The sequence below is a fragment of the Accumulibacter sp. genome (genome assembly GCF_023806635.1).
Taxonomy (GTDB): domain Bacteria; phylum Pseudomonadota; class Gammaproteobacteria; order Burkholderiales; family Rhodocyclaceae; genus Accumulibacter.
The window spans coordinates 1-23,819 of sequence record NZ_JAMTDQ010000047.1; the positions used below are offsets into that span (position 1 = coordinate 1).

Consider the following 23,819-nt stretch of genomic DNA (forward strand, 5'->3'; position numbering starts at 1 on the left):
GGCATTTTGCGCGCTTGGCGCAGATCGTCGCGGATCTCGATGTCGAGAAGGCGCGGCAGGATGGCGGCTCGGCGACGGCGAAGGAGGTTCTCTTCGATTCGCTGCGCCTCGATCTGCAGGGGATCGCCCGCACGGCGCGCGCCATCGATGCCGGCGAACCGGGCTTCGCTGACCGCTTTCGCAGCCCAGCGGGCGCGAACCAGAAGGCGCTGCTGACCGCCGCCGACGCCTTTGCGCGCGAACTCGCCGACCCGGCGGTCGCGGCCAGGTTCCTCGCTTACGAATTGCCGGCGGATTTCGTTGCCGACCTCGCCGACGACATCGCGGCGATCCGCTCGGCCGACGCCGACATGCAGTCGGACGACCAGACCGGTGTCGCCAGTACCGCCGCCGTCGGCCGCCTGATCCGCGAGGGAATGGCCGAGGTGATGCAGCTCGACGCGATCATGAACAACAAGTACGCCCGCAACCGGGACAGGATGCGCGCCTGGGATAGCGCCAGCCACATCGACCGCGCCCCGCGACGCGCGAAGAAGCCCGCCGGCGGGACGCCGCCCGCTTCGACGAAGGCAGCCGGGTAACCGCTCCGCGCGCCGGTGCGGTTCCGCCGGCGTCCCTTTGCCACTCGCCACGGCAATTCGCCCCGGTCGTCCGGCTCCGGGTTGGCAGCGAGGGACGCCGTTGTAGCGAAGCAAGGCGACGAACCGACGTCCGGCGGTGCTGCGCAGGTTCCTGGCGTCGGGACGTCGCCATGCGTGGCTGATCGACCCTGCGGCGAGCTGGCGGCAACGAACGGGTTTCGCCCATGGCCGCCGGTCTCACGCCAACAGTCGAGGACCCCGCCGCGGGCGTACCCTGACTGAAACCTGCACGCTGCCGGCCTGGATTCGCACGCCCCTGGCTTCGACTCGCACGGCCTTGACCACGAGTCACACGCCCCTCGCTCCAACTCGCACGCCCCTCGCCTCAACTCGCACGGCCCTCGCCTCAGCTCGCACGCCCCTTGCTCCAACTCGCACGCCCCTCGCTCCAGCTCGCACGCTCCTCGCTCCAACTCGCACGCCCCTCGCCTCAGCTCGCACGCTCCTCGCTTCAACTCGCATGCCCCTCGCCTCAACTTGCACGCCCCTAACTCCAACTCGCACGCTCCTCGCGCCAACTCGCACGCTCCTCGCATCGACTGCGCTACGGCTACGGTGACAATCGCGCACCGCCGCGGCTCGATCGGACAGGCTGCCGGCCCCTCTCGCATCCCTGCCGCTCGGCCACCATCCCACGTGCCGACCGACCGGCAACCGGGCGAAGCAGCGCGCTGCGCCCCACCGACCCCATGCAAAGAACACCCAGGCACGGGCAAAAGAGCTAACATCACTACTGTACTTTCATACAGCTTTTGCACCGCCTGCCCTGCCGCAACCGGGCGGACATTCCTTCCTTCGCTGCCGCACCGGATGCCCAACGACCAGCCGCCCGACTACGCCGAACTGCACTGCTGTTCGAACTTCTCCTTCCTGCGCGGCGCCTCGCATCCCGAGGAACTGGTCGAAGCGGCGCAGGCGCTCGGCTACAGCGCGCTGGCGATCACCGACGAGGCCTCGCTGGCCGGCGTCGTGCGGGCGCACAAGGCCGCCGCCGGCTGCGGGCTGAAGCTGATCATCGGCGCCGAGTTCCGCCTCGCCGACCGGCAGCAGGAGGGCTTGCGGCTGCTCCTGCTGGCGCAGAACCGCGCCGGCTACGGCAACCTGTCGGCGTTGATCACGCTCGCCCGCCGGCGCTCGCGCAAGGGCGAGTACCGCCTGCTGCGCAGCGACCTCGAGACGTCCGGCCTGCTTCCCGGCGGCAGCGGCGCCGTACCGGACTGCCTGGCGCTCTGGGTCGCCGAGCCGGGCGACAGCGCCGACGATGGTCGCTGGCTGGCGCAGTGCTTCCCGGCGCGCGCCTGGCTGGCGGTCGGGCTGCATTGCGGCGCCGATGACGCGCAGCGGCTGACCGACCTGCTGGCACTGGCGAGCGCCAGCGGCCTGCCGGCGGTCGCCGCCGGCGATGTCCACATGCACCGGCGCGGGCGCCGCGCGCTGCAGGACACGCTGACGGCGATCCGCCTGCGCAGCACGCTGTCTGCCGCGGGACTTGCGCTCTTCGCCAACGGCGAGCGGCACCTGCGGAGCCGCCTGCGGCTGGCGCGTCTCTACCCGCCGGAACTGCTGGCCGAAACGCTGCGCATCGCCGGACGCTGCAACTTCTCGCTCGACGAGCTGCGTTACGAGTATCCGGACGAGGTCGTCCCGCCCGGCCAGACGCCGTCCTCCTCCCTGCGCGACGAGGTCGGCCGCGGCCTGCAGCGGCGTTACGGCGGCAGCATCCCGGCCGGCGTCGGCGCGCGCGTCGAACACGAACTCGCACTGATCGGCGAACTGGCCTACGAGCCCTACTTCCTGACCGTCTACGACATCGTCAACTTCGCCCGCAGCCGCGGCATCCTCTGCCAGGGACGCGGCTCGGCGGCGAACTCGGCGGTCTGCTACTGCCTCGGCATCACCGAGGTGGACCCGGCACGATCGAACCTGCTTTTCGAGCGCTTCATCTCGCGCGAGCGCGGCGAACCGCCGGACATCGACGTCGATTTCGAGCATGAACGGCGCGAGGAGGTCATCCAGTACCTCTACGGCCGCTACGGCCGCGAACGCGCCGCGCTGACGGCGGCGGTGAGCACCTACCGGACGCGCGGCGCGCTGCGCGACGTCGGCCGCGCCCTCGGTTTCGGCCTGGCGCAGATCAATGCCCTGACCGGCTCGCTCGCCTGGTGGGACCGGCGCGAGCAACTGCCCGCCCGCCTGCAGGCCGTCGGCCTCGATCCGGCGGCACCGCGCGTCGCCCGCTGGCTGCTGCTCGCCGACACGCTGCGCGGCTTCCCGCGCCACCTGTCGCAGCATGTCGGCGGCTTCGTCATCGCCCGCGGCCCGCTCGCCCGCCTGGTGCCGGTGGAGAACGCGGCAATGCCGGAACGGACCGTGATCCAGTGGGACAAGGACGATCTCGACACGCTCGGGCTGCTGAAGATCGACATCCTGGCGCTCGGCATGCTGTCGGCGATCCATCGCGCGCTCGACCTGACCGGCCGCCGCCTGGCGGACATCCCGGCCGAGGATCCGGCGGTCTACGAGATGCTCTGCGCCGCCGACACGGTCGGCGTCTTCCAGGTCGAGTCGCGGGCGCAGATGGCGATGCTGCCACGTCTGCGGCCACGCAACTTCTACGACCTGGTGATCGAGGTGGCACTCGTCCGCCCTGGCCCGATCCAGGGCGACATGGTCCATCCCTACCTGCGCCGCCGCCACGGCCAGGAGGCCATCGACGCCATGCCGCCGGAGATCGCCGCCGTTCTCGGCCGCACCTGCGGCGTGCCGATCTTCCAGGAACAGGTGATGCAGCTCGCCGTCGTCGCCGCCGGCTTCACTCCCGGCGAGGCCGACCAGTTGCGCCGGGCGATGGCGGCCTGGCGGCGCAAGGGCGGACTCGAGCCCTTCGAGCAGAAGCTGACCGCCGGCATGCGCCAGCGCGGCCACGACGAAGCCTTCGCGCAGCGCATCTGTGCGCAGATCCGCGGCTTCGGCGAATACGGCTTCCCGGAGTCGCACGCTGCCTCGTTCGCCCTGCTGGTCTATGTCTCGGCCTGGCTCAAGCGCCACCATCCGGCGGCCTTCCTCTGCGCGCTGCTCAACAGCCAGCCGATGGGTTTCTACTCGCCCTCACAACTGGTGCAGGACGCACGCCGGCATGGCGTCGAGGTGCGCCCGGCGACGGTCGGCGCCAGCGACTGGCAGGCGACGCTCGAAGACCATCCCCAACCCGGCGCGACGGCCGCCGGCCCGGCCGTTCGCCTCGGCCTCGCCAGCATCGCCGGCCTGCCCGAGGCAGCGGCAAGCCGCCTGCAGGCGGCACGCGCGCAGCGACCGTTCGCCAGCCTCGCCGACCTCGCCGGCCGCGCCCGGCTGCAACGCCGCGACCTCGACCTGCTGGCGGCCGCCGGCGCGCTCGCCGGTCTCGCCGGCCATCGCCGGCAGGCCGCCTGGGCGGCCGCCGGTGTCAGCCTGCAGCTCGACCTGCTGCACGACACGCCGCCGCCGGAAAGTGCTGTCGAACTCGCCGAACCCTCGGAAGGCGAGAACCTGGTCGCCGACTACGCCAGCAGCGGCCTCAGCCTCGGTCGCCATCCGCTCTGTCTGCTGCGCGACCGCCTGACGGCGCAACGCTTCGTCACCGCCTGCGAGTTGCAGGCGGCAGCCGACCGCCAGTTGCTGCGCGCCGCCGGCATCGTCACCTGCCGGCAGCGGCCGGGCACCGCCAGCGGCATCGTCTTCGTCACCCTCGAGGACGAAACCGGCCTCGCCAACATCGTCGTCCATTCGCGACTCGCCGAGCGGCAACGCCGCGAACTCCTCGGCGCCCGCCTGCTCGGCGTCCTCGGGCAGGTGCAGCGCGCGGGAACGGTCGTGCACCTGGTCGCCAGGCGGCTGGTCGACCTGAGCGTCCTGCTCGGCCGGCTGCCGACGACGAGCCGCAACTTCCACTGATGGCTGGTGGACGGCGCAGCGCGCGCCTGCCCGGGGCCAGCGACCGGCAGCGCGGGCAGCGGCTGCCTACGCCACCAACTCGGCGTAGAGGTCGTGCTCGTCGGCGTCGACCACCCGCACGCGCAGGAAGTCGCCGGGCGCGGCAGCGAAATGGTCGTTGATGAACACCAGCCCGTCGATCTCCGGTGCGTCGGCCGCCGAGCGGGCGATCGTCCCCTCGTCATCGACCTCGTCGACGAGGACATCGATCTCGCGGCCGATCTTCGCCGCCAGCAGTTCGGCCGAGATGTCCTCCTGCAACTCCATCAGCCGCTGCCGGCGCTCCTCGCGCACTTCTTCCGGCACGGCGCCCGGCAGCGCATTGGCGGTCGCGCCGTCGACCGGCGAATACGCGAAGCAGCCGACGCGATCGAGCCGTGCCTCGGCGATGAACGCCAGCAGTTCGGCAAAATCGGCCTCGCTCTCGCCGGGAAAACCGGTGATGAAGGTGCTGCGCACCGTCAGTTCCGGGCAGATGGCGCGCCAGGTCCGCAGGCGCTCGAGATTGTTCTCGGCGCTCGCCGGCCGCTTCATCGCCGCCAGGATGCGCGCGCTGGCATGCTGGAAAGGGACGTCGAGGTAGGGCAGGATGCGGCCCTCGGCCATCAGCGGCAACAGCGCGTCGACGCTCGGGTAGGGATAGACGTAGTGCAGCCGCACCCAGATGCCGAGTTCGGCCAGCGCCTCGCACAGTTCGCGCAGCCGGGTGCGCAGCGGCCGCCCGCCGACGAAGCCGGTGCGGTACTTCAGGTCGACGCCGTAGGCGCTGGTGTCCTGCGAGATCAGCAGCAGCTCGCGCACGCCCGCTGCGGCGAGCGTGCGAGCCTCCTGCAGCACGTCGCCGATCGGCCGGCTGACCAGCGGACCACGCAGCGACGGGATGATGCAGAAGGTGCAGCTGTGGTTGCAGCCCTCGGAGATCTTGAGGTAGGCGAAATGCTGCGGCGTCAGCTTTACCCCCTGCGGCGGCAGCAGGCTGGTGAATGGATCGTGCGGCTGCGGCAGGTGGGCGTGCACATGCTGCAGCACCTCGTCCGTCGCGTGCGGACCGGTCACCGCCAGCACCTGCGGGTGCGCCTCGCGGATCAGCCCGGCGCGGGCGCCGAGACAGCCGGTGACGATCACCTTGCCGTTCTCGCTCAGCGCCTCGCCGATCGCCTCGAGCGATTCGTCCACCGCGGCGTCGATGAAGCCGCAGGTGTTGACCACCACCAGGTCGGCGCCCTCGTACGAAGGAGAGATCAGGTAGCCCTCGGCGCGCAGCCGGGTGAGAATCTGCTCGGAGTCGACCAGCGCCTTCGGGCAACCCAGCGAGACGAAACCGATGTTCTTCGGCGTGGACATGGTGTGGCGTGCGGCTCGAATGAAAGGAGCGGGAGTATACAACCCGGGCGGCTCGTCCTGCGCGAAGCTGCTGCCGGCACTGCCCGCCGCCGGCAACGACGAATCCGCGTCACGCGCAGCGCACGCATGCCGCAGCGGGCTGACCGCGGCGAACACCGCCGCCAGCCCCCTTCGCTTCCCGCGATGCTTTGCAAGCCACGGGAATTGTGGAAAAATGCTCTCAACGATTTGATTGGCAGGTGTCGGACATGCTTGACCGTGAAGGCTATCGCCCGAACGTCGGCATCATTCTTTGCAATGCCAGGAACGAGGTCTTCTGGGGCAAGCGGATTCGAGAACATTCATGGCAGTTCCCGCAAGGCGGCATCAAGCGGGGTGAGACGCCCGAGCAGGCCATGTATCGGGAACTCCATGAAGAGATCGGCCTGCTGCCCGAGCACGTACTCGTTCTCGGCCGGACCAAGGACTGGTTGCGCTACGACGTACCCACCCACTGGGTCAGGAGGGAGTGGCGCGGCAGTTACCGTGGACAGAAGCAGATCTGGTTCCTGCTGCGCCTGGTCGGTCGCGACTGCGACGTGTCGCTGCGTGCCTGCGACCACCCCGAGTTCGACGCCTGGCGCTGGAACAGCTACTGGGTCTCGCTCGACGCCGTGATCGAGTTCAAGCGCCGGGTCTACGAGCAGGCCCTCAACGAGCTCGCCCGCTTCCTCAATGCCGATGCACGCCGCGCCCAGCGCGCAGCGTTGCAGTTCCGCTCGCCGCCGCCGACCGCGCTGCCCGGCAAGGAATGAGTGTGCCGACGACCGCTCGCTTCCGTAGTGCCGCCGTCCGGCTGCGCGCCGTCGCCACCCGCGCGTGCTGGCTGCTGGCCGTCGTCCTGGCCTGGCCGTCGACGGCACTGACGGAAAGCTACGACCCCGATGGCGAGCCGAGACCTGCTCCGGAAGCGGAAGTCGAGTTGCCGGCCTTTCCGCGCAGCGAAAACCTGGTGCCCTTCACCGTCAGCGCGACGACGAACAACCAGTTCCTGATCGACAGCGCGTCGCTCAGCGTCGGCAGCGATGGCGTCACGCGCTACGTGCTGGTCATCGTCAGCCCGTCGGGGGCGCGCAACGTCAGCTACGAAGGAATGAAGTGTGCGACCGGCGAACGCCGGCTGTACGCGCTCGGCCGCAGCGACGAGACTTGGGCACGGGCACGGAACGATCGCTGGGTGAGGATCACCAACAGCACCCTCAACCGGCATCATGCGGCTCTCTTCTCCGAGTATTTCTGTCCGATCACGGTCGTGCAGCAGACACCCGAACAGATGCTCGAGACCTTGCGGCGCGGCGGCCACGCGGCGTTGCGCGTCAGGCCATGAGCGGCCGCCGGCAGCCGCTGGCGCGACCATCGAGGGCAACGGCACGTCCGAGGCAACAATGATCAGCGATCGCTTCATCATGGAGTTCGACAGGGCGTTGCGCACGCTGTGCGCACCGGCCTCGACGGTACGGGAAGTCCCGGGCAACAGCGAGGCGGAGTCCGTCATGTCGGAAGCCGAGAAGGCCCATGCCGCAGCGCTGATGCGCGTGAACCATGTCGGCGAAATCTGTGCGCAGGCGCTGTATCAGGGTCAGGCACTGACGTCGCGCCAGGACGGCATTCGTCGGGCGCTCGAGCAGGCCGCGCGCGAAGAGACCGAGCATCTGGCATGGACGGAACGTCGCCTGGCTGAGCTGGGGAGCCGCACAAGCCTGCTCAACCCGTTCTGGTACCTGGGTGCCCTGGCGATCGGTGTCGTCGCCGGCAAGCTGGGAGATGACTGGAGTCTTGGCTTCCTCGCCGAAACCGAGCGCCAGGTCGAGGCGCACCTCGACAGCCACCTCAGCGAACTGCCCGAGCAGGACAAGCGGTCGCGAGCGATCGTCGCCCAGATGCGAAGCGACGAGATCGCCCATGCCGAAACGGCAATGCACCTCGGGGCTCGCGAGCTTCCGCCACCGGCGATCGTCGCGATGCGGCTGGCAGCAAGGGCGATGACGCGCACCGCCTACTACGTCTAGGTTTCGATGATCTCGAAGTCATGGCTGATGGCAGCGGTCTTGCCAAGCATGATCGACGCCGAGCAGTATTTCTCCTTTGACAGCTCGATCGCCCGCGCGACGACATCCGGCTTCAGTTGCTTGCCGCTGACGCGGAAGTGGAAATGGATGCTCGTGAATACGCGTGGCTCGGTCTCGGCCCGCTCCGCCCGCAAGCTGACTTCGCACCCGGCGACGGCTTGGCGACCCTTCTTCAGGATCAGTACCACATCATAGGCGGTACAGCCGCCGGTGCCGGCCAGCAGCAGTTCCATCGGCCGCGGAGCCAGATTGCGCCCGCCCGCTTCGGGAGCACCGTCCATCACCAACGCATGATTGCTACCCGTCTCGGCGAGAAAGGACATCCCGCTGCCGGTCCACTTCACCGTACATTCCATTTGCTCCTCCTTGGCTGCAGAACGCTTCGATCAGGTTGCCGATTGTAGCCGCAAGTGCTTGCACGAACACCGAGGCATCATGCTGCGTTGCAGCATGACCGGTAGCTGGAGGGCCGCTCTTGCCGACGAGCAGTGTTGCATATAGTGAAAAGCGTCTCTGATACAATGATCAATATGATGAATATTAAAGGTCTTTTACAATTCACGGCAATCCCCCAGAAAACCGGAAAAAAAAGATTCTGCAACGCACAAAAAATAGTTGACCTTTGCTCTCGGCGCAGCCATAACGTACTCAACGTAACACTTGCAGCGGGACCTTCCTCCCACTCGACTTGTCTCCTCCACCCTCCTCCTTTGGTGTGGATTTAGCGCGACTCCCACGAGTCGCGCTTTTTTTTCTTCCTCCCCCACCTCGATTCCCGTCCCGGTCCGTCGAACACGCCGCTGCTGCCGGCGATGAGGCTCACGCCATCCAGCGTTGCTTCCGGTGGCGAGCTCAGAGTAAGATGCCCGCCAGTTTCATCAGGGGACAGTTCCTCGTTTGCGGCGCGGCCCGGTTGCGATATGGGCGCGTCGCCCTCGCCGCGTCCGCTGGGCGGCTTCGTCCAGCCTGGCATCGCCGCGGACCGCTTCTTCATTGCACCCGCAAGACGGGTTTTCCACCGCCCGGTCAGCCACCGTGCCAATCAGCAGGCATCGAACATGCTCAGACACTTCTTTCTCCTGCTTGCCAGTAGCGCACTCACCCCCTGTGTCGCTGCCCCCGCCGCACCGCCCGCCGGTTCCTTCGGCTTCGACTGGCTGCAGCCGAGCACTGCCAGGTGTGGCGTGATCACCGAGACAGCCCTGAAGGGCTTTCGCTCGTGCGAACATCACGCGGATGGTACATTCGGCTTGCGCGACCCCGCATTCGCCTGTCGCAGGAGCGAGAAGAGCGAGTACCTGGTTTACGAAAGCAAGGCCGCATGTGTGCGCAACCTCGAAGCCATGCAGGCGAATGCTCCCTGATGCCGCCGACCGGCCGACCCAGCCAATGCCGCGGCCACCCCGTCGCACGCCGGCCGGAGCTGCTCGCCGGCTCGCCAGGTGCCGTAAGATGCGCTGCCCATCCGCGAACGGGAGACCGGCCCGCCCCACGCCCGCGCCTTCCGCCCTCGATGGCGAGCTTGCCGGGCTGTACTCCGCAGAGCGCCGTGGGCGGTCCTGAGTCGATGCCGCACGGCTGCCATCGCCGACGACAATCATGCGATCGGCAGGATTTCCGTCTTGCCGTCCCGGCCCTCGCAACAACCAGCTTTGAGGAGACAGCACATGCCGCTGATCAATCGTAGTTCGAGCTCGATCTACTGGCGGATCTTCAGCCCCGATGACCGGACGCGCGCCTTCGGGATCTCGCCGGCCTACGAAGGAACGCTCGTCGCTGGCGCTCAGGCTGGCATCGGCTACAGCGCCTCCCGCTTTCAGCTCGAGATCCGGGATCGGCAGCCGCTGTCGCTGATTCCGCCCAGCCGCGTTCTCGTGCCTGCCGGCCCGCCCGGTAGCGTCGGCGAACTCCATCGCGCGAGCGACATGCTCGAGTACATGGGTGGCTCCGAGCTGCGCCTGACGACCCAGGAGCGCATCGACGTGCCCGGTTTCCTGCCGAGCACGCACGGCTTCCGCTTTGCCAACCAGTTCCCTGCCAACACGGCGCACGTCAGCGTGCGCGTCGGCAACGTTGTCATGGCGATCGGCGACGCCGCGAACGGACTGTGCGGCGGCATGGTGTACGCGGTGCGTGACCATTTCCACGCCGGCATGGCGATCCCGTCGCACAAGGCGGGACCGGTCTCCGGTGTATTGTATGAGTACCTCGTCGCTCGCCTGTACGACAGTTTCGACGGCCTCGGATGGACCGAATACCTGCGTTTGATGAGCCCGGGGTGCAGCGCCGGCGAGCGCGCCCGCACGGCGTATTTCAGCGCGCTGCCCGGCATCGAGAGCGACCTCCGCAACGGCGCGCCGTCGCCGATCGGACTGGTGCAGGTGAATACCGACGATCCCTTCAAAGTGGGGAACAACCATCAGGTTCTGGTCTACGGATTCGAGCGCAACGGACGGCGGGTGCGCTTGCGCATCTACGACCCGAACCATCCGGCTCGTGATGACATCACGCTGGATTTCGACACCGGTGCGACGCCGCCGCTCTTCTCGTACAGTGTTCCGCCTGGCGGCGACGGACGGATCTACAGCTTCTTCTCACACCGCTACCAGCAGCGGCAACCGCCGGCGGCAAACCAGATTCCGCCCTGGGTCGACTTTCCGTTTCCCAGCGCCGTCGCCGAGGGGGCGAACAACATCATCGTGGGCAATGGCTGGCTCGGTCTGCTGCGGATCGACAGCGTATTCGGCAACCGGTTCAACGGCACCCTCTATGGCCAGCCAATGGAAGGTGAGTGGAATCCAGGCACGCGCGCCATTCACTTCACCCGTTTTCTCGGCCCCGGCTACGAGCAGCGGTACACCGGCGTCCTCGAACTCGACCCGGAGACACGCAGCCTGACGGGCCGCATCGCGGGATCTTTCCAGGAGATTCACGACGGCGTGACCGGGCAGGCCGCCTACGACTGGCGCGCCGCACCCCGCCTGCTCGTTGACGGCAACGGCTGGCAGACGGAACTGCGCCTGCACCGCATCGACGGCGACGGCAGCGTTGCCGGCGAGATGTACGGTGACGCGGTGACCGGTCGCTGGGAGCACGCCGCGCAGCGCCTGCACCTCACCCGCCGCTCCGCGGATCCCAACTACGCGCAGGAGTGGACGGGCCGCCGTACCGACGGCCTGACCTTCGCTGGCGACTTTCAGGAGATCGTCGGCGGCGTCCGCCAAGCCCGCCAATACCGCTGGATGGCCTTTGATCAGCGATGACCATGTTTCATGTTTCAGTGACGGTATACCAAATTTCGGATCGCCACCCTCCACCCGGGTGAGCGACGACGGGATGCGTGGCGACGGGCCTGCATCGATCGTCTGCCCGGACGCAAGGGCGCGAACGGGCAGACCAGAGTTGCCGGCAACGACCGATCCCTGCGCGTGGTCGATACGGCAGACATCGTCTGCGGCAAGCGATACCATCCACACGTCGCCGGCATGGTCGGCACGCTCACGCCGACAGTCGACGGTCGCGCCTGTTCGCTGCCTGTACCTGCCACTGCTGGCGGTAGGCACAGGCATGCGCTTCGATCCATGCCAGTGCGCGGAACTCTCTCTGCTCATCCGGGAAGTGCCGCAGATAGTCCTCGATCACGGCCAACTGGGTCTGCAGGAATTCGGTTTGCGGCCAAGCGCTGCCCGCGTACCGGCGCCGCGTAATGGACTTCCCCGCCACTGCGGCGGATCAGGCCACCAGGTGTACGCACGGCGCATGGTTGTCGATCACCTCCTCCAAGGCTGTGTGGATGCCTCCAGTGGGCCGCTCCTGCAGCCCGACGATGCTGGCGCCGACGATGCACACGTGCTGGCTCATCGGGCTGCCGTCACCGCGACCGCCCGCCCGGAGTCACCAAGCCGCCCGCAGCCGGCTGCGGGCGGCCAGTTCACGGCAGTGGCCAGGCCAACGGCGGCAGTCCTCTGCCAGTCTCGGGAGCAAGGGAGAAGCAGGTCTGCATGGCGACGGTCCTTCACCTTGGCGGAAAGGAAGCATGGTTGCGCCGACATCGCGAACGGTCATCGACGCCGTCTTGCGGGCAGCGCCTGCCAGCAACGAAGGACAGCGAAGATGATCCGACTGCGGCAGGCCCCCGATCACCAGTCAGCCGGGCAAGCTGTACTCCAGACCTTGCCCAGAATGCCTGCGCGAACGACAATATCGGGTCGGGGATGCCACCCCAGATCCTGCAGCGGCCCGCACGAGCGAAACACGAAGACGATGACGACATTCCCCTCCCTCGCCAGCCTGGTCCTGCTCCTCAACCTGCTGCTCGTCGCCTGCTCCGGACCGCCAGCGTTCAAATCGACCGACATTACGGGTGTCGACTGGGGCAAGGAGCTGGCGCTCACCGATCACCTCGGTCAGCCGCGCCGGCTGGCCGATTTCAAGGGCAAGGCGGTGATCGTGTTCTTCGGTTACACGCAGTGTCCGGATGTCTGCCCGACGACGCTGCTGTCGATGCGCGAGACCGTCGCCCGCCTCGGCAGCGACGCCGGACGCGTGCAGGTTCTCTTCGTCACCCTCGACCCGGCGCGTGACACGCAGCAACTGCTCGCCGAATACGTGACCGCCTTCGATCCCGGGTTCATCGGCCTGCGCGGCGACGAGGCGGCGACCGCAGCGGCGGCGAGGGAGTTCAAGGTCTTCCATGCCCGGCAACCGGGCAGCACCCCCGACAGCTACAGCATCGATCACTCGACCGGCAGTTACGCCTTCGATCCGCAGGGTCGCCTGCGGCTGCTCGTCCGCCACGGTGAGGCTCCCGACCATGTCGCTGCCGACCTGAAGCTGCTGCTCGACGGCAAGTGATCACCCTGGAGCCCTCAAATGACACGCCTTCTGCTGCTGCTTGCCTTTCTCGCCCTGCCGGTTGCCGCGGCGCCGAGCCCCGACCAGGTCAACCTGGATCTGGGTACGCCACCGGTCGTGATCGTCAAGCACGGCCTGGCGCAGCGCGCCTCGCGCCTCGTCCGCTTCTACGACGCGGGCATCATCGGCCTCGGTTACGATGGCATGGTCAGGTTGCGCGACGGCAGCCGCCTCAACCTGGCGCAACGCCAGATCGCCGAAAAGCTGATCGACAGTGAGAATCCCGATCGCAACTCGCTGATCTACGCGCTCGCCGAGGGACATGGCGGACAGAACTGGGAGCCGGCGGTGCGCGCAGCGCAGATCCAGCGCTGGAAGGCACAATGGCACGCTGGCTGGTGGATCGAGGACGCGCAGGGGCAATGGTCGATCAAGCGCTGAGCGCCCTTGCCACCGTCGGGCGTGGCGACCGGTCCGCGGCGCCCGGCCACCTCCGGCTGCGCCACCGCACCATGGAGTGATACGCAAGTATCTGTTGATGATCGTTTTTCTGAAAGAGAATGGAGGCTGCATTGAACAAGAGGATGATGCTTTCCGCGTCGCTGCTGCTGCTCGGAGTCGGATCGGGCGCGGCGCTGGCCGCCGATGTCGAGGTGCGCAACGCCTGGGTGCGTGGTACCGTCGCCGGGCAGCAGGCCACTGGCGCCTTCATGGAGATCAGCAGCAAGGCCGGCGCGACGATCGTCGGCGCCAGCAGCCCGGCAGCCGCCGTCACCGAGATCCACGAGATGAAGATGGACGGCCAGGTGATGCGCATGCGCGCCATTCCCCGCCTCGAGTTGCCCGCCGGCAAGACGGTGCAACTCGGTCCGAGCGGCTACCACGTGATGTTGATCCGTCTCAAGCAGCCGCTGCTGAAGGGCGAATCGGTGCCGCTGACCCTGCAGATCGAGGGCAAGGACCGCAAGATCGAGAGCATCGAGGTCAAGGCCGAAGTGCGCGACCTCACCGCCGCCGCTTCTTCGCCGGCGGGCGAACACAAGCACTGAGCGCCGGCGGCGAAGCCGCGCCGGTCGCTCAAAGCACATGGAGCACGATGGCGACGTACTGGGCAGCGCTGCCGGCAAGCACGAAGAGGTGCCAGATGCCGTGCGCGTGCCGCAGGCGAGAGTCGAGGGCGTAGAAGATGATGCCGAGCGTATAGGCAGCGCCGCCGGCCGCCAGCCAGACGAAGCCGGCCGTACCGAGCGCCTGCAGCAGCGGTGGCAGTGCGGCCAGCACCGCCCAGCCCATGACGACGTAGATCACCACCGACAGCACGCGCGCATCGCTCTTCAGCCAGAACTCCTGCAGCGAGCCGACCACCGCCAGACCCCAGACGACGGCCAGCAGCGACCAGCCCCAGGGGCCGCGCAGGGTGACCAAGCAGAACGGCGTGTAACTGCCGGCAATCAGCAGATAGATGCTGAGGTGGTCGAGTTTCTGGAAGATTTCCTTGGCGCGGCCACGGAAGCTGTGGTAGAGCGTCGAGAAACTGTAGAGGAGAACGAGGGTTGCGCCGTAGATCGAGACGCTGACGATCTTCCAGGGGTCGCCTGTCCGCGCCGCGAGGACGATCAGGACGACCGCGCCAATCAGCGCCAGCACCGCCCCGACCAGATGCGTCCATGCGTTGAGTTTCTCACCATGATACATGCGGACCCCTGCATTTCCCTCGACCCATCGGAGATCGGTCCATTGTCGGGCTTGGTCTCTGCTCCGGTCAATCATCGTCGGCAGCAGCCGACACGCGGGGCGATGCCCTGATGCCCGCAGGATTCGGTAACGGCAGACTTCGTCCGTCGACCGGGCACCCCGACTGCGTCGCTTCGCGCTTGAACCGACGGTCGTCGAGCCCCTCGGCGGATGACACGCGCTCGATTGAGTATACTGTCACCGAATTGCGGGGGTTGGAGATCGTCGCCGTGCGAGCCTTCGAGACGGCGGACAGCGCGCATGTACTGTGGTCAGATGGCGACCGGGCCTGGGCCAGCCGGGCCGCCGCCGAGGTCGTCGGCGAGGGGGCAAGGGACGCGGACTTCCTGGCGGAGCGCGCGCGGCTGGCGCTCGGGCGATTCGGCGAACGCTTCCCGGTCATCCCACGCGCCGTTCGCGCGCTGTGCTGGCGTCCCTGGCTGGCAAGTGCGATCGCCGTCGCCGCCTTCATCGGCGGCCTCATGGTCGACCGCATCGGCGGTGGCCAGCGAATCAACGTCCTGATGCCGCCGGTGCTGGCACTGCTCGCCTGGAACCTCGCCGTCTACCTGCTGATGGCGGCGAGGTTCTGCCGGCGCCGCCCGGGCGAAGCGATGCGACAGCCCTGGCGACGAGCCATCGGCCGGCTCGCGACTGGGCTGCAACCCCACCCGGAAGGCGAACTCGGGACCGCGGTCGCCCGCCTGGCAAGCGACTGGAGCCGCCTCTCGGCGCCGCTGCATGGCGCGCGCACGGCACGCATCCTGCACCTCGCGGCAGCGTTGCTGGCAACCGGCGTGCTCGCCGGCATCTATCTGCGCGGCCTCGCCTTCGCCTACGAGGCCACCTGGGAGAGTACCTTCCTCGCTGCCGGCGACGTGCATCGGCTGCTCGCCATCGCACTCGCACCGGGCGTGGCTCTGAGCGGGATTCCCCTGCCGACGGTGGACGAGATCGAAGCCATCCGCGCACCCGCTGGCGAGAATGCGGCCCGCTGGCTGCACCTGCTGGCGGCAAGCGTCGCCGCCATCGTCATCGCGCCGCGTCTCGTGCTCGCCCTGCTAGCCAGGCTGGTCGAGAGCCGCCGCTCGACCAGCCTGCCGATCGCACTCGACGAACCCTACTTCGCTCGCCTGCTGCGCGACTTTCGCGGCGGCCCGCTGCGGCTCAGTGTGATCCCCTACAGCTACACGCTGCCGCCCGCGGCGACCAGCGGCCTCGAACGACTGGTCGCCCGCGCGCTCGGCGGCAATACGCAGCTGACCGTCGGCGCGGCGGTGCGCTATGGTGACGAGGACGCGCCGCTGCGGGTGGGCTCGGATAGTGGTGGCAGCCAGATCATCGCGCTGTTCAACGCCACGGCGACGCCGGAACGCGAGGCGCACGGCGCTTTCCTGCGCGCGCTCGGCCATCCGGGCGGCGGCTCCCGACGGCTCGTCGCACTGGTCGACGAGAGCAGCTTTCTCGCCCGTGGCCGCGAACCGGAGCGGGTCGCGGGACGCCGCGCCGCTTGGCGCGAACTGTGCGCGACGCTGCGCGTCGGCTGCGTCTTTGCCGACCTCGCGGCGATCGCCGCCGCCGGCAGCGCTGCTGGCGGCAGCCTCGGCGAGGCCGCCAGCGCGCTCGCCGACAACCTCGCGGAGCACGGCTGATGAGCGCCGACGCCCGAGCCATCGCCCTGTCGCTGATCTCGCACACCAACGCCGGCAAGACGACCCTGGCGCGCACCCTGCTTGGGCGTGACGTCGGCGAGGTGCGCGACGCCGCGCACGTCACGACCGAATCGACGCCCTACCCGCTGATCGACACCGCCGAGGGCGACACCCTGCTGCTCTGGGACACGCCCGGCTTTGGCGACAGCGCCCGCCTGGCGCGACGGCTGGCGCAGCAGGGGAACCCGATCGGCTGGTTCCTGTCGCAAATCTGGGACCGCTTTCGCGACCAGCCCTTCTACTTTTCGCAGCAAGCGGTGCGCAACGTTCGCGACGAGGCCGATGTCGTCCTCTACCTGGTGAACGCCGCCGAGGCGCCGGCCGACGCCGGTTATCTCGCGCCCGAACTCGACGTGCTGGCGTGGATCGGCCGGCCGGTCGTCGTCCTGCTCAACCAGACCGGACCGCCGCAGCCACCCGCGGCGGAACAGGCGGACGTGCAACGCTGGCGCGCGGTGCTCGGCGATCGATCCTTCGTCCGCGAAGTGCTGACGCTCGATGCCTTCGCACGCTGCTGGGTACAGGAGATCGTCCTCCTGCGGACGCTGGCCGCTTCGATCGTTGCCGACAAGGCCGCCGCCTGCCAACGCCTGGTCACCGCCTGGACGAGCCGGCGCGAGCGCCAGTTCGCCCAGGCGATGGCGGCACTGGCGACGGCAATCGCCGGCGCCGCCTGCGACAGCGAAGCGCTCGCCACCCCTCGCCTGCGCGACCAGCTGCGCACGGCGCTGCGTTCGGTCGTCGCCGGCGAACAGGATAACGTCGACCGGCAGCGCGCCGCGAAAGCGCTGGCCAGCCGGCTCGACGACCGGCTGCGCGCCAGCACCGATCGCCTGATCGTCCTGCACGAGCTCAGCGGCCATGCCGCCGACGCAGTGCGCGCGCGCATCGGCGAACACCTGCGGACGCAAGCCCCGCTGCACACCGGCAAGGCGGCGGCCGTCAGCGGCGTCGTTTCCGGGGCGCTCTCCGGGCTGGCAGCCGACTTGGCTGCCGGTGGACTGAGTTTCGGCGCCGGCACGGTGCTCGGCGCACTAGCCGGCGCCGCCGGTGGTGCCGGCGTGGCGCGCGGCGTCAACAAGCTGCGCGGGCGCAGCGCGACACGGCTCGGCTGGGACGACGAACTGCTCGACGGCCTCGTCGTCTCGGCGCTGCTGCGCTATCTCGCCGTCGCACACTTCGGTCGCGGTCGCGGCGAATGGGCCGAAAGCGAGTACCCGCCGTTCTGGCGCGAACTCGTCGCGGAGGTCCTTGCGGCCCGCCGACCTGCTCTCACCGCGCTCTGGGCACAGCGGCCGCAAGCCGGCGACGCCACCGGCGCCAGTGAGGAAATGCTCGCGGCGAGCCTGCGCCGGCTGCTCGCGGAGACTGCCCGCGAGGTGCTCGAACGGCTCTACCCCGGAGCGATCGGCGACGCGGCGCGCAGCTGAGCGATCGCCGCCCGGCGCGCCGGCACTTCGGCAACGGCCGCCCGCGGCACGCGACCGCCCAAGGCGCGAGTCGGCTATTCGGGCAGCCCGTTGAGCAGGAACATGGCCTGCAGGGCATCGCCCGGCTTGCCGAACGGCTCGAACCAGCGCTTGACGATCGGGCCGATCTCACCCGAGCGATAGAGGCGCGCGAGCGTCCGGTCCACCGCCAGCCGGAGATCGTCATCGCGGCGCATCATCAACCCGTAGGGCTCATAACTGAACTGCATCTCGGCCAGCGCGAAGGGCTGCCCCTTGCCGCGAATCAGCGCCGTCGTCACGAGGACGGTGCGATCGGCGGCATAGGCCGTCGCGGTCCTGTCGGTCAGCGCCTTGATCGCCGCATCGTGATCCGGCACCCGGATCAGCAGCATGCCGAGCTGGCCCGCCTTGATCATCCGCTCGAGCGTCGTTTCCGTCGTCGTGCCGGCGACGACAGCCACCCGCTGGCCCTTCAGCGACTCGACCGTGGTCGGCACCTCGCCCTCACGGAAAAGCAGTCCGGCACCGTCGACGAAGGTCATCAGGCTGAAATCGAAATCGGCCCGACGTGAAATCGTCTGCGTCGTGTTGCCGCATTCGAGGTCGATCTCGCCGCTCTTCAGCGCCGCGAAGCGGCTCTGGGCCGTCACCGGCACCCAGCGGACATCAAGCTTGGGCAGGTTGAGCTGCTTGCCGATGTCGTCGGCGACGATGCGGCAGAGGTCGACGCTGTAGCCGCGCGGCTGCCTGTCGTCGCCGGTGAACGAGAAGGGGACCGAGTTCTCGCGGTAGCCGAGCTTCAACGTGCCGCTCTGCTTGATCCGCGCGAGGCTCGATTCCGATGCACCGGCCGGAGCGGCAAGAGCAAGACTCACGGCGACGCCGGCAAGCAGCAGGGTTCTTTTCAGCATGATGGGTTGTCCTTGATGTGGGTTGGGGTGATGATTCGCCGCGGCAGGTCTCTCGCCGGCGCGGCAAGTATGCCGAAGAACGGGCTCTCTTGCCACTTCCGGCGCGCGCCGGCGTCTGCCCGGGCGGAGTGTGCGCAGGGAAAGGCGCCGGAATCCGTCAGGCAGCGAGCCGGAACTGCCGGACGCCGCCAGTGCCTGGCCCTGGTGCTGGTTTCGCCGTCGGGCGCGACGAGCACGGCGTCGTACAGTTCTTCCTTCGGCACCCTGAGCCGCCGCTTCACCGCCAGAATGTCCTCGGTGCCATCGTCGGCTGTCGTGAAGCCGTGTTCCCGCAGATGGTCGGCCCAGTCGATGCAGGCAATGCAGACCTTCGCGCCGTAGATGTCGATGGCTGGCAGCGTTTCCGCCGCCTCGGCAGCGGTCGCGAAAAGTTCGAGCAACGCGACGGCTCGCCACCTCAGCACGGCTGTCCTGCCTTGCAGCCCTTGAGAATCCACAGCGAGATAACGCCCGCGGCCTCGTGGGCCATGGCCTTGCGCGCCATCGAAGTGGCGTCGCGGCCAGCATTGCTCCTGATCGCCGGATCGGCGCCCGCCTCGAGCAGCAGCTGCGCATGCTCGGCTTTCTGCGTGTAGGCCGCCATGTGCAGGGGCGTGATGCCTTCGTTGTCGCGCGCATTGGCGTCGGCGCCGGCGGCGATGAGCGTCTTCAGCGCGGACAGGTCGGGATTGGTCGCGGCGAGGTGCAGCGGCGTCGCGCCGCTGTTGGTGCGCGCGTCCCGCATCACCGGCTCGGCCTTCAGCATGGCGGCCACCTGCGCCCCCGTGCCCAGGCGGGCGGCGTCGTGGACCGCCGCGTCGTGGGCGCCAAGCACCTCGGCCCGCGCCTGCGGCATGGCCAGCAGTGCGGTGAGCACCAGTGGCACGATTCTCAGGGTCTTCATGTCGCTTCCTCCTCGACGGCAAACGGCACGCGGTGTCGCTGGCCGGCAATGGCCTTCAGCCGCCAGCGAACTGTCGCGTCAGGCTGGCAACACTGGCGACGAGTTGATCGAGGTCTGGCGCCTGGCCGTCCGGGGTGACGCGATCGACCACCTCCGGCAGCAAGTGCGCCAGTCCGGCGCTGGCATCGGCTTCGCTGACGCCAGCCTGGCGCGCGATCTGCGCCAGGGTCTCATCGCCGAACACCTGGCCGATCGCCCCCGGCGGCAGCGGCAGGTTGTCACCGGTCGACACCCACGAACTCGCCTGTTCGCCGAAACCGGCGCGCTGGAACTGCTCGAGCAGCGCCGGCAGACCGCCTGCCCCGGAACCGCCACCCCCGCCGCCGAGCAAGCCGCCGAGAACGTCACCGATACCGGCGCCCTGGCGACCACCGCCGAGCATGCCGCCGAGCACCTCAGCCAGGCCAGCACCGCCGCCAGCCGACGTTGCGCCGCCCTGCCGACCCAGCAGCATGCCGAGCACTACCGGCAGCAGTGCCGTCAGCAGTGGATTGCCCCCACCCGCCTGAGCCGCGGCGGGCGACGCGCCGCCATCGTTCCCGAGTACACCACCCAGAATTCCGTCCAGCAGTCCCATGTTGCATCCCTTTCCGATGTGTGATCGAGTCGTTGCGCCGTACGCGGAGCCCAGCCGCAGCGACGCTCCGTCTCTGCCGCCGCCGGCGCAACCGCTGGTCAGCCCGTTGCCCCCCTCAGCCCGCCGTCCCCCTCGCCGCTGCCGCCGGCCGTGGCGGACACGGGGCCTATGATGACAGACTCGTTGCCGCAGGCAAACAGGAGCGATGAAAGGCCGGAGATCCGCCGCTGCATGGCCCGCAGCGTCCCGCAGGCACGCGGCTGCGACGGCGGCTGTTGCCCGGGAGCGGGAACGATGCGGCACAGGTTTCCGGTTGACCAATGGTTGCAGGAGCGGAGATACTTTCCCGCATGGCGCCTGACCATCCCCAATGCCGGCGGTCATCGCGCACGCCGGGGCGCGGTCCCCTCGTCGTGCGCGCGATCCGCTGGCAGCACCGGGTTCGCTCTGCCGGACATCTCCCGTTCGGTCTCGCGGGCGGGAGCAGGTGCCGGAAGCGCCCAGGCAGCGCCGGGCTCGAACACGCCTCGCGTGTCGGCGAACTGATTCCCACGACGACGACGATGAAACCATGCTGACCCTGGGCCTCAATCACTACAATCTGCGCGCACCTCGCCCACTGATGGAACAACTGCGCCGCTTCTACTGCGAGGTGGTCGGGCTGCTGCCCGGCGAGCGGCCGCCGTTCGCCAGTTTTGGCTACTGGCTTTATGCCGGCGACCAGCCGGTCCTGCACCTTTCCGAGACCCGGGCTGGCGATCCACCTGTGCCAGCCGGGGCGTCGACCTTCGACCACGCGGCGTTCACCTGTCGCGGTCGCGCCGAGTTCGAGCGCAAGCTCGAGCAGGCGGGAATCGCCTTCACCAAGGCGCGCGTGCCGGGAAGCGCGCAGGTTCAGCTGTTCATCCAGGATCCGGCAGGCAACGGCGTCGAACTCAACTTCGCTGCCGAAGACGCCTGACGGGCACCAGCCGCGGGCTCGTGCCCGGCACCTGCGCCGGGAGCCGCCGGCGAATCGCCTGGCCCCGCGCCAGGGGTGCTCGGCCCGGACGCCGTCGGCAAGAAGACAGGCGCCGCTTCAGGCGCCCCTGGCTGCAGGTCCGCTGCCACTCTCCTGACGAACCGGCGCAAGGCGACGCAAGTCCTGCCTGAGTGCCTGCAGGTCGCTCTTCTTGTCATAGAAGGCATGGGCTCCCGCTTTCAGGCATCGTTTGCGGTAGACCTCCTCCACGTGGTTCGTGAACACCAGGACTTTCGTTTGCGGATGGTTTGAACGCACCGCGTGCAGGACCTCAAGACCGCTGCCATCGACGAGCTGGATATCGAGCAGGACGATGTCCGGCGGGTTGCTTCGCATGCTTTCGATTGCCGGCGCAGGACTCGCGAACTCGCCCACCACTTCCGTGCCTTCCACCTCTGCCAGGATCTCGCGCAGTACCTGACGGACAACGGCTGAATCATCGACGATCAGGATTGACATCACGCCCGGTTCCAGGGAGGAGCAAGCAACGGCATCGCGCAGCGGCAGCCGGATCAATGCGCTCGCTCGCCAGGCTTGGCAAGGCAGTTTCGGCGCAACAGCCTGTCGACCTGGTCCGGCATCAACAGCGCCACGTTGGGCAGGAGGCTGAGTGACATCAGACCCGGCACACTGGTGATTCCGCGGCGCAGGACGATCACCACCATGGGGTCGGGCAAACCAGCGGATCGCCCGGCCAACGTGGCATGAACGAAAGCGCGCGAACCCTCGCCCCAGCCGATCACGATCACATCGGGTGTGTGCCTGGCGGCAAAGTCGTAGGCATCCTCGATGGAACGGGTCGCCGCAACGACGACGAGTTCCTCGTGCCCCCGCAGGGCGCCGCCGACCTCGTCCAGAAAGAGGCCGTCCGCATCCACCAGCATGAGGCGGGTGCAGCGGTGCTGCGGGACAGGTGATGCGCAGGCATCCATGGTGATCTCCGCGATCGTCGAACCGCATCGGGAAAGGGATCCCTGTCACGCGAGTCGATTTCGAGCCCACATCATCCCGCAGACCTCGATCATCTGCTATCGGCGCCGCGTGCAATCTCGCTGTAGGCGATGGACGATACGGCGGCAGTAGGGAATTCCCTACACGCGGTCGGCGACGGCGCGCAGGCGGCCAAGTTGCGCGGCGGAGCGGCGGTGGACGATCCCGCCCGCTGGCCCGGGCGCCGTCCCTTCACGACAGCATCCCCTTCTCGAGGGCATGGCGGGCTAGTTCGGCGTTGCTCTGCAGGCCGGTCTTTTCGACGATTCGGGCACGATAGGTGGTCACCGTCTTCGGGCTGAGATGCAACGCCGCGGCGATGTGGTTCAGGCTCTCGCCCGCGGCAATCCGCCGCAGCACCTCGATCTCCCGGTCGGACAGTGCATCGGACCCCGATTTCCTGCCTTGCCCCACCTCGACCGCCAACTGCTCCAGCAATCCCGGGCTGACGTGCTTGCCGCCGCGCGCGACCTTGTGGATCGCCGCGAGAAGCGTTGCCGGCTCGCTGTTCTTGGTCAGATAGCCCGCAGCACCGGCTTTCAGCGCCCGCACGGCATAGACCTCCTCGGCGTACATGCTCAACATGAGCACAGCCAGTCTGGGCCGCTCCGACCGGAGCTGTTTCAACAGGTCGAGGCCACCCTTGCCCGGCAGGCCGATATCGACCAGTGCGACGTCGTACTCGCCTTGGCGGACCAAGCCGATCGCTTGCTCGGCGCTCTCCGCCTCGCCCGCCACCTCCATCTCACCGCTCTCGGCCAGCAGCAGCCGCAAGCCGCCGCGCACCATGGCGTGATCGTCCACCAGCAGGATGCGGAGCTTGCGTCCGCTCATCGCTCCTCAAACCGGCATGTGCAAGACAAGGATGGTCCCCTCCTTGACTCCGCGCGACAGCGCGATGTCGCCACCGAAGCGGGCGGCACGTTCCTGCATTCCCAGCAGGCCCCAGGATTCCGTCCTGACCAAGGCGTCGTCGCCGATGCCCACACCGTCGTCCTCGACTGCAATGATAACGGCACCCGCTTCGCGACGGATGCGAATCTCGGCGCGCGACGCGCGGGCGTGGCGGACGAAGTTGTTCAACGCCTCCTGGACGATACGGAAGATCGCGGTCGCGCGCTCCGCATCGACCTCGATTGCCGCAACCTCTTCGGCAACGGCTACCCTGCACTGCAGGCCGGTCCGCTCTTCGATCTGGCCAGCATACCACTCGATCGCCGTCCACACGCCGAGGTGGTCGAGAACGCTCGGCCGCAGATCACTGATGATGCGACGCATCGTATCCACTGCCGAATCAAGGAGCTGTGACGCGTTGGCAAGCTGCGGGTCGGCGGGCATCGCGGCCCGCTGCGCACGCTCGATGGCGGTCGCGATCGCCCACTTGACTCCCGTCAGCATGCTGCCGAGATCATCGTGCAGTTCCCGCGCGATCCGCACCCGCTCCTCCTTGTTACGTCCCGCCCTATTCAAGCCTCTCCGTCCCGAGCTATTCCGGGGTGAG

26 protein-coding genes are annotated in these 23,819 nt (G+C 68.3%); 13 read left to right on the plus strand and 13 right to left on the minus strand.

Going from position 1 to position 23,819, the window contains the following annotated elements:
• Both NFW30_RS09730 and NFW30_RS09735 read left to right on the plus strand, forming a co-directional pair.
• A partial coding sequence (locus NFW30_RS09730) for a hypothetical protein (RefSeq protein WP_295372035.1) occupies nt 1-581 on the plus strand: 581 nt, incomplete at its 5' end.
• A gap of 870 nt (nt 582-1,451) precedes the next feature.
• Entirely contained in the window at nt 1,452-4,574 is a 3,123-nt protein-coding gene (locus NFW30_RS09735; RefSeq protein WP_295372037.1) for an error-prone DNA polymerase, read from the plus strand.
• Nucleotides 4,575-4,640: 66 nt separating this feature from the next.
• On the opposite strand, the gene rimO is transcribed toward NFW30_RS09735, so the two are convergent.
• Nucleotides 4,641-5,957, minus strand: coding sequence for a 30S ribosomal protein S12 methylthiotransferase RimO (gene rimO / locus NFW30_RS09740; protein ID WP_295353841.1), 1,317 nt, complete (start codon nt 5,955-5,957; stop codon nt 4,641-4,643).
• Between the two features lie 248 nt (nt 5,958-6,205).
• Here rimO and NFW30_RS09745 point away from each other — a divergent pair, with 248 nt between their 5' ends.
• Genes NFW30_RS09745 through coq7 form a run of 3 tightly spaced genes read left to right on the plus strand, consistent with a single transcriptional unit; the run spans nt 6,206 to nt 8,005 of the window.
• A complete protein-coding gene (locus NFW30_RS09745; protein ID WP_295353844.1) occupies nt 6,206-6,751 on the plus strand; it encodes an RNA pyrophosphohydrolase in 546 nt (181 codons plus the stop codon).
• Entirely contained in the window at nt 6,748-7,323 is a 576-nt protein-coding gene (locus NFW30_RS09750; RefSeq protein ID WP_295353846.1) for a CNP1-like family protein, read from the plus strand. The genes NFW30_RS09745 and NFW30_RS09750 overlap by 4 nt, the downstream gene beginning before the upstream one ends.
• Nucleotides 7,324-7,381: 58 nt before the next feature.
• Nucleotides 7,382-8,005 (plus strand): 2-polyprenyl-3-methyl-6-methoxy-1,4-benzoquinone monooxygenase, encoded by a 624-nt coding sequence (gene coq7, locus NFW30_RS09755; RefSeq protein WP_295353849.1) that lies wholly within the window; start codon nt 7,382-7,384, stop codon nt 8,003-8,005.
• On the opposite strand, the gene NFW30_RS09760 is transcribed toward coq7, so the two are convergent.
• Nucleotides 8,002-8,421 carry an OsmC family protein gene (locus NFW30_RS09760; RefSeq protein ID WP_295353852.1) on the minus strand — a complete coding sequence of 140 codons (420 nt, stop codon included), beginning with the start codon at nt 8,419-8,421 and terminating at the stop codon, nt 8,002-8,004. The genes coq7 and NFW30_RS09760 overlap by 4 nt on opposite strands.
• 702 nt (nt 8,422-9,123) lie before the next feature.
• Between NFW30_RS09760 and NFW30_RS09765 the strand changes: the two genes are divergently transcribed.
• Both NFW30_RS09765 and NFW30_RS09770 read left to right on the plus strand, forming a co-directional pair.
• Nucleotides 9,124-9,429: a hypothetical protein gene (locus tag NFW30_RS09765; RefSeq protein ID WP_295353855.1), complete on the plus strand. Its 306-nt coding sequence runs from the start codon at nt 9,124-9,126 to the stop codon at nt 9,427-9,429.
• Between the two features lie 303 nt (nt 9,430-9,732).
• On the plus strand, nt 9,733-11,328 hold the full coding sequence (locus NFW30_RS09770; protein ID WP_295353858.1) for a hypothetical protein: 1,596 nt from the start codon (nt 9,733-9,735) through the stop codon (nt 11,326-11,328).
• Between the two features lie 235 nt (nt 11,329-11,563).
• On the opposite strand, the gene NFW30_RS09775 is transcribed toward NFW30_RS09770, so the two are convergent.
• Both NFW30_RS09775 and NFW30_RS09780 read right to left on the minus strand, forming a co-directional pair.
• Nucleotides 11,564-11,713: a hypothetical protein gene (locus NFW30_RS09775; protein ID WP_295353860.1), complete on the minus strand. Its 150-nt coding sequence runs from the start codon at nt 11,711-11,713 to the stop codon at nt 11,564-11,566.
• Between the two features lie 84 nt (nt 11,714-11,797).
• Nucleotides 11,798-11,926: a hypothetical protein gene (locus NFW30_RS09780; protein WP_295353863.1), complete on the minus strand. Its 129-nt coding sequence runs from the start codon at nt 11,924-11,926 to the stop codon at nt 11,798-11,800.
• A gap of 402 nt (nt 11,927-12,328) precedes the next feature.
• Here NFW30_RS09780 and NFW30_RS09785 point away from each other — a divergent pair, with 402 nt between their 5' ends.
• The 3 genes from NFW30_RS09785 (at nt 12,329) to NFW30_RS09795 (ending at nt 13,968) form a co-directional block, all read left to right on the plus strand.
• Entirely contained in the window at nt 12,329-12,919 is a 591-nt protein-coding gene (locus NFW30_RS09785) for an SCO family protein (RefSeq protein ID WP_295353866.1), read from the plus strand.
• Between the two features lie 18 nt (nt 12,920-12,937).
• Nucleotides 12,938-13,360, plus strand: coding sequence for a DUF1318 domain-containing protein (locus NFW30_RS09790; RefSeq protein ID WP_295353867.1), 423 nt, complete (start codon nt 12,938-12,940; stop codon nt 13,358-13,360).
• Between the two features lie 143 nt (nt 13,361-13,503).
• Entirely contained in the window at nt 13,504-13,968 is a 465-nt protein-coding gene (locus NFW30_RS09795) for a copper chaperone PCu(A)C (protein WP_295353903.1), read from the plus strand.
• Nucleotides 13,969-13,996: 28 nt separating this feature from the next.
• Here NFW30_RS09795 and NFW30_RS09800 read toward each other — a convergent pair whose 3' ends face one another.
• Complete coding sequence (locus NFW30_RS09800) at nt 13,997-14,614, minus strand: hemolysin III family protein (protein ID WP_295353870.1); 618 nt, start codon at nt 14,612-14,614, stop codon at nt 13,997-13,999.
• A gap of 269 nt (nt 14,615-14,883) precedes the next feature.
• Here NFW30_RS09800 and NFW30_RS09805 point away from each other — a divergent pair, with 269 nt between their 5' ends.
• Both NFW30_RS09805 and NFW30_RS09810 read left to right on the plus strand, forming a co-directional pair.
• Nucleotides 14,884-16,305, plus strand: coding sequence for a DUF2868 domain-containing protein (locus tag NFW30_RS09805; RefSeq protein WP_295353873.1), 1,422 nt, complete (start codon nt 14,884-14,886; stop codon nt 16,303-16,305).
• On the plus strand, nt 16,305-17,795 hold the full coding sequence (locus NFW30_RS09810; protein ID WP_295353876.1) for a DUF3482 domain-containing protein: 1,491 nt from the start codon (nt 16,305-16,307) through the stop codon (nt 17,793-17,795). Before NFW30_RS09805 ends, NFW30_RS09810 begins: the two co-directional genes overlap by 1 nt.
• A gap of 74 nt (nt 17,796-17,869) precedes the next feature.
• On the opposite strand, the gene NFW30_RS09815 is transcribed toward NFW30_RS09810, so the two are convergent.
• From NFW30_RS09815 to NFW30_RS09830, 4 genes are read right to left on the minus strand one after another with little or no spacing between them, the layout of a single operon-like run.
• On the minus strand, nt 17,870-18,727 hold the full coding sequence (locus NFW30_RS09815; protein WP_295353879.1) for an amino acid ABC transporter substrate-binding protein: 858 nt from the start codon (nt 18,725-18,727) through the stop codon (nt 17,870-17,872).
• On the minus strand, nt 18,721-19,191 hold the full coding sequence (locus tag NFW30_RS09820) for a hypothetical protein (protein ID WP_295353882.1): 471 nt from the start codon (nt 19,189-19,191) through the stop codon (nt 18,721-18,723). Before NFW30_RS09820 ends, NFW30_RS09815 begins: the two co-directional genes overlap by 7 nt.
• Entirely contained in the window at nt 19,185-19,670 is a 486-nt protein-coding gene (locus NFW30_RS09825; RefSeq protein ID WP_295353885.1) for an ankyrin repeat domain-containing protein, read from the minus strand. The genes NFW30_RS09820 and NFW30_RS09825 overlap by 7 nt, the downstream gene beginning before the upstream one ends.
• Nucleotides 19,671-19,725: 55 nt before the next feature.
• Nucleotides 19,726-20,307, minus strand: a complete 582-nt coding sequence (locus tag NFW30_RS09830) for a YidB family protein (RefSeq protein WP_295353888.1) — start codon at nt 20,305-20,307, stop codon at nt 19,726-19,728.
• A 571-nt stretch (nt 20,308-20,878) separates the two neighbouring features.
• On the opposite strand from NFW30_RS09830, the gene NFW30_RS09835 reads away from it, so the two are divergent.
• Entirely contained in the window at nt 20,879-21,268 is a 390-nt protein-coding gene (locus NFW30_RS09835; protein WP_295353891.1) for a VOC family protein, read from the plus strand.
• A gap of 117 nt (nt 21,269-21,385) precedes the next feature.
• Here NFW30_RS09835 and NFW30_RS09840 read toward each other — a convergent pair whose 3' ends face one another.
• From NFW30_RS09840 to NFW30_RS09855, 4 genes are all read right to left on the minus strand, one after another.
• The gene (locus tag NFW30_RS09840) at nt 21,386-21,844 is read right to left on the minus strand and encodes a response regulator transcription factor (protein WP_295353893.1); all 459 of its coding nucleotides are present in this window, start codon (nt 21,842-21,844) and stop codon (nt 21,386-21,388) included.
• Complete coding sequence (locus tag NFW30_RS09845) at nt 21,841-22,260, minus strand: hypothetical protein (RefSeq protein WP_295353896.1); 420 nt, start codon at nt 22,258-22,260, stop codon at nt 21,841-21,843. The genes NFW30_RS09840 and NFW30_RS09845 overlap by 4 nt, the downstream gene beginning before the upstream one ends.
• Nucleotides 22,261-22,510: 250 nt before the next feature.
• Complete coding sequence (locus NFW30_RS09850) at nt 22,511-23,152, minus strand: response regulator transcription factor (protein ID WP_295353898.1); 642 nt, start codon at nt 23,150-23,152, stop codon at nt 22,511-22,513.
• A gap of 6 nt (nt 23,153-23,158) precedes the next feature.
• Entirely contained in the window at nt 23,159-23,788 is a 630-nt protein-coding gene (locus tag NFW30_RS09855) for a sensor histidine kinase (protein WP_295353900.1), read from the minus strand.
• Between the last annotated feature and the right edge of the window lie 31 nt (nt 23,789-23,819).